The sequence below is a fragment of the Aeromicrobium sp. WCS2018Hpa-31 genome, assembly GCF_031843905.1.
Classification (GTDB): Bacteria; Actinomycetota; Actinomycetes; order Propionibacteriales; family Nocardioidaceae; genus Aeromicrobium.
Genome location: NZ_JAVTJF010000009.1, coordinates 1 through 13,098, shown reverse-complemented (window position 1 = coordinate 13,098; position 13,098 = coordinate 1). Strand labels below are relative to the sequence as shown.

13 protein-coding genes are annotated in these 13,098 nt (G+C 72.5%); 3 read left to right on the top strand and 10 right to left on the bottom strand.

Annotated features, from left to right (window positions below; genetic code table 11):
* The first annotated feature begins 4 nt into the window (after positions 1-4).
* The 3 genes from ilvA to RQG84_RS12600 all read left to right on the top strand — a co-directional run bounded on the left by ilvA (position 5) and on the right by RQG84_RS12600 (position 4,520).
* Positions 5-1,300, top strand: coding sequence for a threonine ammonia-lyase IlvA (ilvA, locus tag RQG84_RS12610; RefSeq protein ID WP_311210310.1), 1,296 nt, complete (start codon positions 5-7; stop codon positions 1,298-1,300).
* 63 nt (positions 1,301-1,363) lie between these two features.
* On the top strand, positions 1,364-2,836 hold the full coding sequence (locus RQG84_RS12605; protein ID WP_311210309.1) for a polysaccharide pyruvyl transferase family protein: 1,473 nt from the start codon (positions 1,364-1,366) through the stop codon (positions 2,834-2,836).
* Positions 2,829-4,520, top strand: a complete 1,692-nt coding sequence (locus RQG84_RS12600) for a DUF885 domain-containing protein (protein ID WP_311210308.1) — start codon at positions 2,829-2,831, stop codon at positions 4,518-4,520. The genes RQG84_RS12605 and RQG84_RS12600 overlap by 8 nt, the downstream gene beginning before the upstream one ends.
* A gap of 260 nt (positions 4,521-4,780) precedes the next feature.
* Here RQG84_RS12600 and RQG84_RS12595 read toward each other — a convergent pair whose 3' ends face one another.
* From RQG84_RS12595 to RQG84_RS12550, 10 genes are all read right to left on the bottom strand, one after another.
* Positions 4,781-5,269 (bottom strand): DUF3180 family protein, encoded by a 489-nt coding sequence (locus tag RQG84_RS12595; RefSeq protein WP_311210307.1) that lies wholly within the window; start codon positions 5,267-5,269, stop codon positions 4,781-4,783.
* Positions 5,269-5,832: a 2-amino-4-hydroxy-6-hydroxymethyldihydropteridine diphosphokinase gene (gene folK, locus RQG84_RS12590; RefSeq protein ID WP_056556076.1), complete on the bottom strand. Its 564-nt coding sequence runs from the start codon at positions 5,830-5,832 to the stop codon at positions 5,269-5,271. The genes RQG84_RS12595 and folK overlap by 1 nt, the downstream gene beginning before the upstream one ends.
* A complete protein-coding gene (gene folB / locus RQG84_RS12585) occupies positions 5,829-6,206 on the bottom strand; it encodes a dihydroneopterin aldolase (RefSeq protein WP_055963858.1) in 378 nt (125 codons plus the stop codon). Before folB ends, folK begins: the two co-directional genes overlap by 4 nt.
* A gap of 13 nt (positions 6,207-6,219) precedes the next feature.
* Entirely contained in the window at positions 6,220-6,669 is a 450-nt protein-coding gene (locus tag RQG84_RS12580) for a nuclear transport factor 2 family protein (protein WP_055963855.1), read from the bottom strand.
* A complete protein-coding gene (gene folP / locus RQG84_RS12575; protein ID WP_311210306.1) occupies positions 6,659-7,537 on the bottom strand; it encodes a dihydropteroate synthase in 879 nt (292 codons plus the stop codon). Before folP ends, RQG84_RS12580 begins: the two co-directional genes overlap by 11 nt.
* Positions 7,538-7,547: 10 nt before the next feature.
* Positions 7,548-8,123, bottom strand: a complete 576-nt coding sequence (folE, locus tag RQG84_RS12570; protein ID WP_257728708.1) for a GTP cyclohydrolase I FolE — start codon at positions 8,121-8,123, stop codon at positions 7,548-7,550.
* A 13-nt stretch (positions 8,124-8,136) separates the two neighbouring features.
* Positions 8,137-10,152 (bottom strand): ATP-dependent zinc metalloprotease FtsH, encoded by a 2,016-nt coding sequence (ftsH, locus tag RQG84_RS12565; RefSeq protein ID WP_311210305.1) that lies wholly within the window; start codon positions 10,150-10,152, stop codon positions 8,137-8,139.
* Positions 10,153-10,314: 162 nt separating this feature from the next.
* Complete coding sequence (gene hpt / locus RQG84_RS12560; RefSeq protein ID WP_369797005.1) at positions 10,315-10,866, bottom strand: hypoxanthine phosphoribosyltransferase; 552 nt, start codon at positions 10,864-10,866, stop codon at positions 10,315-10,317.
* A 60-nt stretch (positions 10,867-10,926) separates the two neighbouring features.
* Complete coding sequence (tilS, locus tag RQG84_RS12555; protein WP_311210304.1) at positions 10,927-11,874, bottom strand: tRNA lysidine(34) synthetase TilS; 948 nt, start codon at positions 11,872-11,874, stop codon at positions 10,927-10,929.
* A gap of 22 nt (positions 11,875-11,896) precedes the next feature.
* Positions 11,897-12,949, bottom strand: coding sequence for a zinc-dependent metalloprotease (locus RQG84_RS12550; protein ID WP_311210303.1), 1,053 nt, complete (start codon positions 12,947-12,949; stop codon positions 11,897-11,899).
* Positions 12,950-13,098 lie beyond the last annotated feature (149 nt).

Below are 13,098 nucleotides of genomic sequence, written 5' to 3'. Positions count from 1 at the left end.
CACCATGAGCACCGACGCACAGGCCGAGGCCGACGGCCTCCTGGTCACGGCCGACGACGTCGAGGCGGCCGCGGAGCGGCTGGCCGGCGTGGTGACCGCCACCCCGGTCGAGCGCAGCGCGCGGCTGAGCGAGGTCACGGGTGCCGACGTCTGGCTCAAGCGGGAGGACCTGCAGGTCGTGCGCTCCTACAAGGCGCGGGGCGCGTACAACCTCATCGCGCAGCTCGACGACGCCGCACGGGCTGCCGGCGTGGTCACCGCGAGCGCAGGGAACCACGCCCAGGGCGTGGCGTTCGCGTGCGCCGCGCTCGGAGTGCGCGGCCGCGTGCACCTGCCCCGCACGACGCCCCACCAGAAGCGCGACCGGATCGCGAGCATCGGCGGCGACGCCATCGAGATGATCCTCGACGGCGAGACCTACGACGACGTGTCGGCGGCAGCCACCCGCGAGGCGCTCGACGGCGCCACCCTGGTGCCGGCCTTCGACGACCCGCGCACGATCGCCGGCCAGGGCACGGTCGTGCAGGAGGCGTTCGACCAGCTGCAGCGGCTCGGCGAGCCCGTCCCCGACGTGCTCGTGGTGCCCGTCGGCGGAGGCGGCCTCCTCGCCGGCAGCATGGCCTGGCTCCGCGAGCGCCATCCCGGGGTCCGGGTCGTGGGCGTGGAGCCCGCCGGGGCGACGTCCATGGCGGCGGCGCTCGCGGCCGGCGAGCCGGTGACGCTGCCCGAGATCGACACCTTCGTCGACGGCGCAGCGGTGCGGCGCGCGGGTCGGCACACCCTCGACACCGTGCGCGGCGACGGCTCCACGGCCGTGCAGATGCTCGGCGTCCCGGAGGGCCAGGTGTGCAGCGAGATGCTCGCGCTGTACCAGAGCGACGGCATCATCGCCGAGCCCGCAGGCGCTCTCGCCACGTCGGTGCTGGGCTCCCTGCTCACGGTGGCGCCCGGCTCGCGCGTGCTGTGCATCCTGTCCGGCGGCAACAACGACGTCAGCCGGTACGCCGACGTCGTGGAGCGCTCGCTCGTGCACGAGGGCCGCAAGCACTACTTCCTCGTCGAGTTCGCACAGGAGCCGGGTGCGCTGCGACGCTTCCTCGACGAGGTGCTCGGCCCCGACGACGACATCGCCCTGTTCGAGTACGTCAAGCACAGCAACCGCGAGACCGGTCCCGCCCTCGTGGGCATCGAGCTGGCCCGCGCCGACGACCTCCCGGCCCTGCTCGAACGCATGGAGGCCGCACCGCCGCGCATCGAGCGGATCGAGAGCGACAGCCCGCTGTTCCGCTTCATCCTCTGACCCTCCTCGGACGCGGCGACGCGACCCCGCCGTCGTGAGCACGGCCTCTGACAGACTGGCGCCATGCCTCGTCTGCTGGTCCGCTCCGGCAAGGACCCGTTCACCCCGGTGGGCGCGGAGACGACCCTCACGCAGGACGTCTTCAACTCCAACTCCGGCAACTACCTCTTCCAGCACTCGGTGTGGCGGTCCCTGGCCGTCGACGGCACCGAGCTGGTCAGCTCGAGCACGCTCTCGGAGCGGCGCTCGCCCGAGCCCGGCGACGCCGAGCGGATCAACGCCGAGTTCGACCACCTCGTGGTGCCGATGGCGAACGCGTTCCGACCGCAGTTCGTGCGTCACCTGACGGCGCTCACCGAGCTCGTCGAGCAGCTCACCATCCCCGTCACCGTGGTCGGCATCGGCTCGCAGGCACCGCACGGCGAGGGCCCGGAGTCCCTGGGCGAGATCGCCGACCCCGTGAGGCGCTTCGTCTCCGCCGTGCTCGAGCGCTCCGCCTCCATCGGCGTGCGCGGCGACTTCACCCGACGCCACCTGGCACTCCTCGGGTTCGGCGACGACGTGGTCGACGTCATCGGCTGCCCCTCGCTGTTCCTCTGGGGGCCGGACCACCGCGTCGAGCGGCGCGTGACCGCCCTCGGCGACGACGCGGCCCTGGCCCTCAACTTCACGCCCGAGGTGCCGGGCATCGGCGACTTCGTCACCCGGCAGGGCGAGCGGCACCCGAACCTCGTGGCCGTCGGCCAGGACGCGCACGACCTGCGGGCCATGCTCTGGGGCGTCCCGCACCCGCACGTCGACGACCCCACCGTGCCCGTCCACCTGCACCACCCGCTCTACCAGCAGGATCGGCTGCGGCTGTACCTCGACACCTGGACCTGGTACCGCGACCTCGCCCAGGTCGACTTCGTGTACGGCACGCGCTTCCACGGCAACGTCGCGGGGCTGCTCGGCGGCACGCCGGCCGTGCTGCTGGCCCACGACTCGCGGACCCTCGAGCTGGCCGAGTACCACCGCATGCCGCACCGCGTGGTGTCGGCGTTCGACGAGGCCACCGCCGGGCTGCACGCCGACGAGCTGCACGCCGCGGCCGACCTCGACGCCTTCCACTCCGAGCTGCCGGCCGGCTTCGCCCGGTACACCGCCTTCCTGGAGCGCAACGGCCTCACCCACCGGTGGTCGCCCGGCACCAGCGCCGAGTCCTTCGACGAACGCCTCGCCGCGGTGGACCTGCCGCCGGCGGTGCACACGCTCGCCGCGCCGGGGCTCGACCAGGTGGCCGCACGCCTGCAGTGGCTGCGCGAGGGGATGGTCCTCGACATCACGCGGCACCCGCAGCGGTACGAGCCGCCCTTCCCGCACCCCGCATGGCGCGGGGCGGGCAGCCGCCACGCGCGGCTGGCCGACGACGCGAAGGCCCGCGACGCCGCCAACGCCGACGCGGTCGCCGCGCTGGCGCGCCGTGTCGAGTCGTTGGAGAACACCCGGTGGCGGCGCTTCGTCGCCCGAGTCAGGAGGGCGGTCGGTCGTGGCTGACGCCTCGGGGCGGCAGGAGTCGGGATCGCAGGGGTCCGGGCGGGTCCCGTCGGCCGTCGACGTCCTGGCCGAGGAGTGGCTCGACGTGATGCTCGAGCACCAGCCCGAGTGGCACGTGGAGCTCGGTCGGCCCGGACGCGAAGGCGAGTACGCCGACCTGTCGCCGTCGGGGCACGAGGCGTACGCCGACGCAGCCCGCGCCATGCGTCGCCGACTCGACCACGTGGAGCCTCGCGACGCGGTCGACGTCGTCACGCACGCGGAGCTCGTGCGCGTGCTCGACCTGCACGTCGAGGAGCACGACGCCGGCACCTGGCGCAGCGACCTCAACGTGATCGCCTCCCCCGTGCAGAACGTGCGCGACGTCTTCGACCTGATGCCGCGCGACGACGTCGACGGCTGGTCCGGTGTCGCCACCCGCCTCGCGAACCTGCCGGGTGCGCTCGCCGGGTACACCGAGTCGCTGCGCTCCGGGATCCGCGCCGGCGACACCCCGGCGCGCCGCCAGGTGGTCGAGGTCGTCGAACAGGCCCGACGCCAGGCCGAGGCCGGCGCGTTCTTCGACGAGCTGGCCGACGCCGCCGCGTCCGCAGCCGTGCCGACGTCGCTGCAGGCCGACCTGCGGCGCGGCGCCGACGGTGCGCGGGCCGCGTACGCCGAGCTGGCGACCTTCCTGGCCGACGAGCTGGCCCCGGCGGCCCGAGAGCGCGACGCCTGCGGCCGCGACCGCTACGCCCTCGCCTCGCGCGGCTTCCTGGGCGCGGCCGTCGACCTCGAGGAGACGTACGACTGGGGGCTCGAGGAGCTCGACCGCATGGTCCGCGAGCAGGAGGCCGTCGCGCAGCAGGTCCTGCCCGGGGCGTCGGTGGCCGAGGCCGTCGCGCACCTCGAGTCCTCCCCCGAGCACCGGCTGGTGGGCACCGACGCCCTGCAGGCCTGGATGCAGGAGACGAGCGACCGCGCCGTCGAGGAGCTGGGCCGCACCCACTTCGACGTGCCCGACATCATGCGCTCGCTCGAGTGCCGCATCGCGCCCACACAGGAGGGCGGCATCTACTACACGCCGCCGAGCGACGACTTCGCCCGCCCGGGGCGCATGTGGTGGAGCGTGCCGGAGGGGGTCACGGAGTTCGACACCTGGCGCGAGCTGACCACCGTCTACCACGAGGGCGTGCCCGGCCACCACCTCCAGTGCGGCTACGCGGTGTGGAACGCCGCCGAGCTGAACGCCTGGCGTCGCGGGGCCCTCTGGACCTCCGGACACGGCGAGGGCTGGGCGTTGTACGCCGAGCGGCTCATGGCCGACCTGGGCTACCTCGACTCCCCCGCCGACCGGCTCGGCATGCTCGACGGCCAGCGCATGCGGGCGGCCCGGGTGGTGCTCGACCTCGGCGTGCACCTCGAGCTGCCCCGACCCGACGGCGACGGTCCCTGGACCGCCGAGCACGCCTTCGCGTTCATGGCCGAGCACGTGAACATGAACGCCCCGTTCGTGCGCTTCGAGGTGAACCGCTACCTCGGCTGGCCGGGCCAGGCGCCCAGCTACAAGGTCGGCCAGCGCATCTGGGAGCAGGTCCGCGACGCCTGGGTCCGCGAGCACGGTCCGGATCTCAAGGAGTTCCACCGCCGGGCGCTGAGCCTCGGCTCCGTCGGGCTCGACACGCTGCGCGCCACGCTGGTCTGAGCAGTACGCCCCGCCGCCCATCGGTGGATGCGCAACATCAGAACGCGACCTGCGGTTGACGATCCACCGATGACCACCACGTCCCCCGCCATCGGTGGATGCGCAACATCAGAACGCGACCTGCGGTTGACGATGCACCAATGACCACCACGTCCCCCGCCATCGGTGGATGCGCAACATCAAAACGCGACCTGCGGTTGACGATCCACCGATGGGGGCGGATCGGCGTCACTCCAAGGCGGTCCGGCGACCCGGCCGAGCTACGCCGCCGTCGCGGCGCCGGGAGGGGCGTCGTCGTCCTCGTCGTCGGGCTGGGGCACGTGCAGGGTGCGCTCGAGCAGGAGCGCTGCGACGAGCAGGAGGAGGCCGGAGACGGAGGCGAGACCACCCTGCAGCACCCGGTCCTGCCCGAACATCGTGTCCCAGTCACGCACGAAGGAGAGCGCGAAGCCGCCGTAGGCGCCCACCGAGAGCGCCCCGACGATGCTGCACGCCTTCGCCATGGCGAGCAGGGTCACGGCGTGCTGGGAGGTCATGCGCTGCTTGTGCTGGTGCAGGCTCTGCCAGGTGCTCCACGCGACCGCGGCCACGAGGGCCGCCAGCGCCAGGAGCAGCACGGCCACCAGCCAGCCGGGCCGCGGCGGCGACATGCCGAGACGCAACGAGACGGGCCGGACGACCGATCCCAGCAGCAGCCCTACGGCGACCAGGGCGGCGACGTGGACGGCGGTCGTCCGCCCGGCGTGCATCACAGAAGGATCTCGAGATCCTCTCGCCGGACGACGCCGGACGTGTCGACGTCGCCGACGAGGTCGGCCACGAATCCCTTGCCGGGGATCTCGCCCTCGGGGTCGATCTCGAGCCACGGGACGAGCACGAAGCCACGCTCGTGCGCCCGCGGGTGCGGCAGCGTGAGGGTCTCGTCATCGGCGATGCGGTCGCCGACGACGACCAGGTCGACGTCGAGGGTGCGCGGGGCGCCCGGCTCCGAGCGCTCGCGTCCGAAGGCGTCCTCGATGGCGTGGGCGCGGTCGAGCAGCGTGTGCACCGTGAGGGTCGTGTCGAGGAGCACGACGGCGTTGAGGAAGGCCCCCGACCCGTCGGGCGTGCCGACCGGCTCGGTCTCGTAGACCGACGACACGGACACGACCTGGACCTCAGGGGTGTCCTCGAGGGCGGAGACCGCGCCCTGGAGACGGTTCAGCCGGTCACCCAGGTTCGACCCGATCGCGATGACGGCCTGGCGGATGGGACGCATGCCACCCGTCATGGTGTCGGCGTCCAGCACGTACGGCGTGGGCGATTCGGTCACTGGTGGCTCCGCTCTATCGTCACGCTGACGTCGGAGAACGTCACCGCGATGGGCGCTTGGGGCTTGTGCACGGTCACGCTCGCCCATTCCACGGACGGACGTGCCAGGCACCAGTCCACCATACGGAGGGCGAGGGACTCAATCAGGTCCACCGGCTCCCCGGTGACCACGGCCTGGACCATCTCGGCGACCTCGGCGTAGTTGACGGTCGCCGTCAGGTCGTCGCTCGACCCGGCCGGTCCCAGGTCGATGCCGAGGCTCACGTCGACCACGAAGGTCTGGCCGAACCGGCGCTCGTGCTCGAGCACACCGTGGTGGCCGAAGGCCGTCACGCCGCTCAGGTCGATGCGGTCGAGACCGTCAGGACATGCCATCAGTGCTCCTCCATCAGGGCTGTTCCGTCATGCCGGGCTCCTCGGGAGCCTCGGGGTCGATGTCGAGCACCGGCGAGGCGTGCCGCGACCACAGTCGCCACACGCCGCCGGACCGGACGAGCACCGACGTGCAGATCGCCTTGCCGCCGGAGAACTGCTCCGGTGACTCGGTGCCCTCCCCCGAGAGGATGTTCTCGGTGCACGTGACGAGGGCCAGGTCGGCCTCGGAGCCCAGCGGCCAGGACACCTGGACGTCGGTGAGGAAGAACTGGATGTACTCCACGTTCGCCATGACGAGCGCCCACGAGCGCAGCACCGCGTCGGTGCCCTCGATGGCCTCGGCGCCGGGGTGCACGCACAGGGCGCTGGGCGAGTCCACCCACAGCGAGCTCATGAGGTCGAGGTCGCCGGACTCCACCGCGTCGTAGAACGCGCGGTGACGCGCCAGCACGTCAGCGGCCATGGTCGACACCCCCTGGGACGGACTCCTGCGCGATCCGCGCGACCACCCGCACGGCGTCGGCCGACGCGGCCACCTCGTGCACCCGCACGGCCCACGCCCCGGCCTGCGCGGCCAGCGTGGACAGGGCGACGGTGGCCGCCTCCCGACCCTCGGTGGGCCGCAGCGTGCCGTCGGCATCTGCGAGGAGCTCGCCGAGGAAGCGCTTGCGGCTGGCCGCCACGAGCATCGGGAGGCCCAGCGCGGTGAAGGCGGAGAGCGTGGCGAGCACGGTCCAGTTCTGGCCACCGGTCTTGGAGAAGCCGAGACCGGGGTCGACCACGAGGCGGGACCGGTCGACTCCCGCGGCCAGGGCCTCCTCGACCCGCTCGGAGAGCTCGGCGACCACGTCGGCGACGACGTCGTCGTAGTGGGTGAGGTCCTGCATCCGGTCGGCGTGGCCGCGCCAGTGCATGAGCACCAGCGGGACGTCGCGCTCGGCGGCGAGCGGCACCATGCGGGCGTCGGCACGGCCGCCGGACACGTCGTTCACCAGGACGGCACCAGCGTCCAGCGCCGCCTCGGCCACGTCGGCGCGCATCGTGTCGACCGAGACGGCCACGCCGTCGGCAGCCAGCTCGCGCACCACGGGCACGACGCGGCGCAGCTCCTCGTCGCGGTCGACGCGCACCGCGCCGGGGCGCGTGGACTCACCACCCACGTCGACGAGGTCGGCGCCGGCCTGGGCGAGCTCACGCCCGTGCCGGACCGCGCTGTCGAGGTCGAACCAGCGTCCGCCGTCGGAGAACGAGTCGGGCGTGACGTTGACGACGCCCATGACCCGGCACCGCCCGATGGGCTCCAGCACCTGCGCGGGAGCGAGGCCCACCATCAGGCCCCGGTCACCGAGCGCCGCCGCTCGTGATCAGCCCCATGGCCTCGGCCCGGGTGGCGGGGTCGCGCAGCTGTCCCCGCACCGCGCTCGTGACCGTGCGGGCACCGCCCTTGCGGACCCCGCGCATGGTCATGCACAGGTGCTCGGCCTCGATCACGACGATGACGCCGCGCGGCTCCAGCACCTCGATGAGAGCGTCGGCGATCTGCGTGGTGAGCCGCTCCTGCACCTGGGGGCGCCGGGCGAAGACGTCGACGAGCCGTGCCAGCTTGGACAGGCCGGTGACGAACCCGTCGGCGCGGGGGATGTAGCCCACGTGGGCGACCCCGGTGAAGGGCACCAGGTGGTGCTCGCACATCGACCACAGCTCGATGTCCTTCACGAGCACCAGCTCGTCGTGGCCGACGTCGAACGTGGCCGTGAGGACCTCGCGCGGGTCCTGGTCGAGACCGGCCAGCAGCTCGGCGTACGACCGGGCCACGCGGTCCGGGGTCTCCTTCAGGCCGTCACGGTCGGGGTCCTCCCCGACGGCGATCAGCAGCTCGCGCACCGCCGCTGCGGCGCGCTCGACGTCGACGCTCATGCTGTCCTCGTCCTCACGCCGGCCCGACCGGGCCCTGCGGAATGGGATCGTCCGGGGGCGGCGCGTCCGGTCCGGTGTCGGGACCGACGACGATGCCCTCGGTCTCGGGCTCCTTGAGCCGTGCCGCCTCCGGCGCCTCGACCGGGGGCTGGTCCGACGGCTGCCGCGTGTCCGAGCCGGTCCAGGCCGGACGCACCTCGCGCCGGCGCAGCGGCTCGAAGATGCGGGCGACCTCGCGCTTGTCGAGGGTCTCCCTCTCCATGAGCTCCAGGACGAGGGAGTCGAGCACGTCGCGGTTCTCCGCGAGGATGTCGAACGCCTCCTGGTGGGCGTGGGCGATGAGCGAGGAGACCTCCTCGTCGACCACGGCGGCCACCCGCTCGGAGTAGTCGCGGGTGTGGCCCATGCCCATGCCGCCGCCGAGGAAGGGCTGGCTGTTGTCGCTGCCCAGCTTGATGGCGCCCACGCGCTCGCTCATGCCGTACTGGGTGACCATGGCCCGGGCCAGGCCCGTGGCCTTCTCGATGTCGTTGCCCGCGCCGGTGGTCGGGTCGTGGAAGACCAGCTCCTCCGCAGCGCGGCCACCGAGCATGTACGCCAGCTTGTCCTGCAGCTCGGCGCGCGTCTGGCTGTACTTGTCCTCGTCGGGCAGCACCATCGTGTAGCCGAGGGCGCGCCCACGGGGCAGGATCGTGATCTTGTGCACCGGGTCGCTCTGCGGGAGCGCCGCGGCCACCAGGGCGTGTCCGCCCTCGTGGTAGGCCGTGACCAGCCGTTCCTTCTCGTTCATCAAGCGCGTGCGCTTCTGCGGACCGGCCATGACGCGGTCGATGGCCTCGTCGAGCGCGGCGTCGGTGATGACCTTGTCGCTGTTGCGCGCCGTGAGCAGGGCGGCCTCGTTGAGCACGTTGGCGAGGTCGGCGCCGCTGAAGCCGGGAGTACGTCGGGCCACGCTCTCGAGGTCGACGTCGGGGCCGATCGGCTTGCCGCGGGCGTGCACCTTGAGGATCGTCTCGCGGCCCTTGAGGTCGGGAGCCTCCACGCCGATCTGGCGGTCGAAGCGGCCGGGACGCAGCAGGGCGGGGTCGAGCACGTCGGGCCGGTTGGTGGCCGCGATGAGGATGACGCCGCCGCGCACGTCGAAGCCGTCCATCTCGACGAGCAGCTGGTTGAGGGTCTGCTCGCGCTCGTCGTGGCCGCCGCCCATGCCGGTGCCGCGGTGGCGGCCGACCGCGTCGATCTCGTCGATGAAGACGATCGCCGGGGCGTTCTCCTTGGCCTGCTCGAACAGGTCGCGCACGCGGCTGGCGCCCACGCCCACGAACATCTCGACGAAGTCGGAGCCGGAGATGGAGTAGAACGGCACGCCGGCCTCGCCGGCCACGGCGCGGGCCAGCAGCGTCTTGCCGGTGCCGGGCGGGCCGTAGAGCAGCACGCCCTTGGGGATCTTGGCGCCGACGGCCTGGAACTTGGCCGGCTCCGACAGGAACTCCTTGATCTCGCCGAGCTCCTCGATGGCCTCGTCGCAGCCCGCGACGTCGGCGAACGTGGTCTGCGGGGTGTCCTTCGTGATGAGCTTCGCACGCGACTTGGCGAACTTCATGACGCCACCGCCGCCGCCCTGGAAGCGGGTCATGATGAACAGGAAGAGACCGACCAGCAGCAGGATCGGCAGGATCGAGCTGGCCAGGTAGGTGAGGAACCCGGTGGTGGGGACCTTGACGTCGAAGGTCTTGAGCTTCTTGTCGACGACCTCGGCCTCGGCCTTCTCGACGAGGCGGTCACCCTGGCCGGCGAGGAACTTCGCGCGCACCTTGGTGCCGTCGTCGAGGGTCGCCTGGATCTCCTGGTCACCTTCGACGAAGGTCATCTCCGAGATCGTGCCGTCGTCGAGGTAGCCGACCATCGTGGCCGTGCGGACCTCCTTGAAGCCGTCGGCCCGTCCGGAGAACTGGAGGGTGACGACGACGAGGACGAGGATGAGGACGATCCAGACCCAGGGACCGCGGAACAGGCGCTTGGCGTTCATGGACACGGGCCGGTGGGGCCCACTCCTCCTCGTGTGCTCGGTCGGCGGCCCTCGCCGCCGACACAGGAACCGTACACGTCAGGACGAAGTCCGACCTGCCGATCCCGTACTGGCAGAACGCTCACGCGAACCGTGACGTTCCCGCGGTGGATCGGGACGTGCTCAGGAGTACACGTGGGGCGCCAGCGTCCCGATGCTGCGCAGGTTGCGGTACTGCTCGGAGTAGTCCAGGCCGTAGCCCACGACGAACGCGTTGGGGATGTCGAAGCCGACGTACTTCACGTCGACGTCCATCTGCAGCGCGTCGGGCTTGCGCAGGAGCGTGGCGATCTCGACCGAGGCCGGACCGCGGGAGCGCAGGTTGGTCACGAGCCACGACAGCGTCAGGCCGGTGTCGATGATGTCCTCGACGATGAGGACGTCGCGGCCGGAGATATCGGTGTCGAGGTCCTTGAGGATGCGGACCACGCCGGACGACGTGGTGCCGGAGCCGTAGGACGAGACCGCCATCCAGTCCATCTCGACGTGGCGGTCGAAGCTGCGCGCGAGGTCGGCCATCACCATGACGGCGCCCTTGAGCACGCCGACCAGGAGCAGGTCGCGACCGGCGTAGTCCGTCTCGACCTGGCGCGCGATCTCGCGCAGCCGCGCGACGATCTGCTCCTCGGTGAACAGGGTCTGGTCGAGGTCGAGGTCGGACTCGACGTGCTGGATGTCCACGGACTCAGCCTGCCACAGCACCCCTCGGCACGGACGAGGACCGCCCCGATCGGATCAGGGACCGCCGTCGATCCGGTGGAGTCGGCCTGCCGTCCGCGTCAGTGCGACGCGACCGGGCAGCTCGACCCGGTCCTGGCCGCGCCAGTCGGTGACGAGGCGGTCGAGCGCGGCGAGGTGGACCGAGCCGAGCTCCCCGGCAACGGCGCCGGCCTCGAGCGCGAGTCGGCGGAGCACCCGGGACCGCAGCGCAGGCGGGAGTGCCACGAGCGTCGCGACGTCGGCGGCGTCCTCGACCTGGCTCGCCAGCTCGTCGAGCAGCGCGGTGTCGTGCCGCAGCTGGTCGGCGGTGCGGGCGAGCGCCTCCGGCACCCCCGAGCCCAGCACGTCGTCGAGCAGGGGGAGCACCTCGTGCCGGAGCCGGGCACGACGGTAGGCGGGGTCGGTGTTGTGCGGGTCGGTCCACCACGACAGGTCGTGGGCCCGGCACACCGCCTCGGTGTCGGACCGGCGCAGACCGAGGAACGGCCGACGCCAGCGCCCGTCGCGCGCTGCCATGCCGGAGAGCGACCTCGGCCCCGAGCCCCGGCCCAGTCCGAGCAGCACCGTCTCGGCCTGGTCGTCGAGGGTGTGCGCCAGCAGCACCACGCCGTCGCCACCCGCGGCCTCGAGCAGGGCCGCCCGGCGTGCCGCACGCGCTGCGGCCTCGGGTCCGCCGACGGTCCCCACCTGCACACGGACCGTGTCGCCGGGCAGGCCGAGCGAGCGCACCTGCTCGACCGCACGGGCCGCCACCGCGTCCGACCCGTCCTGGAGACCGTGGTCGACCACCACGACGCGCGCCCTTCGGTCGTCACGGTCGGCCACGAACGCGGCGCAGACCGCCAGCGCGAGCGAGTCGGCTCCGCCGGAGACGCCGAGCACCACCGGTGCGTCCGGTGCGACGTCGGCGAGGACGTCGCGCACGCCCGCCCGACCACGCGCTTCCGCGTCGAGCAGCCTCACGCCGCGGCTCCCGGCCCGTCGCTCAGCCGTGCACCCGCGCCACCCAGGCGGCGGGGTCGAGGATCTCGGCGCGGTCGGGCAGGTTCTCCGGACGTTCCCACACCGCGTTGAAGCCCGACAGCCCGACCTTCTCGTTGACCTCGCGGACGAACACGGCGCCGTCGCGGTACTGGCGCATCTTGGACTCCAGGCCCAGCAGACGCCGCAGGACCCGGTCGAGCCCGCCGCCGCCCTGACGTCGCTGGTCGAACCGCTTGCGGATCGTGGCCACCGACGGGATCACGTCGGGCCCCACGCCGTCCATGACGACGTCGGCGTGGCCCTCGAGCAGCGACATGACGCCGGTGATCCGGTCGACGACGGCCTTCTGCCGCTCGTTCTGGAACAGCTCGGCGAGGGAGGCGTCGGAGGTGCCCCGCAGGACCTTGACCAGCTCGCCCACGCCCTCGGTGAGGAAGCGCTGCACGGCCTCGGAGTCGAGGTCCGTGGCGGCGGTCAGCTCGTCGATGAGGCCGCGGACGTGGTCGCGCATCCACGGCACGGCCGTGAACTGCACCCGGTGGGTCTCCTCGTGCAGGCACACCCACAGACGGAAGTCGTGCGGTTCGACGTCGAGCGAGCGTTCCACGTGGACGATGTTCGGCGCGACGAGCATGAGCCGGCCGCCCTCGCCGCGCGGCCCGGTCCAGAACGGGTCGAACTGGCCCAGCACCTTGCCCGACAGCAGGGCCACCAGTCCGCCGATCTCGGCACCGCTCACCCGGCTGCCGACGGCGTGGGCCAGACCGCTGCGCGGCCGCCCCGCCTCGATGCGGGCCACGACCGGGTCCATGAGCACCTCGAAGGTGCCGAGGTTCGCCTCGATCCATCGAGGCCGGTCGACCACGAGCACCGGCGCCTGCGCCTGGACGGTGTCGGGTGCGTGGAGGTCGGAGAACTCGCGGACCGGGCCGGTGGCCCGGGCCGCCGCCTCCCGCAGCTCGCCGACGACGTCGTCGGCCTCCGCCGGCGACAGGTCGGGCCCCGGACGTGACAGCTTCGTCGCCGTGCCCTGCGCGACGCCCCAGTCGATCATGCCGCGCCCCTCGTCGAGAAGAGCGAAGAGTACGAGCCGCGCGGCATGAGATCCCGATGATTCACTCGCTGGCGCTCGCTCATGCCGCTCCCCCCGTCGAGAAGAGCGAAGAGTACGAGCCGCGCGGCATGAGATCCCGATGATTCACT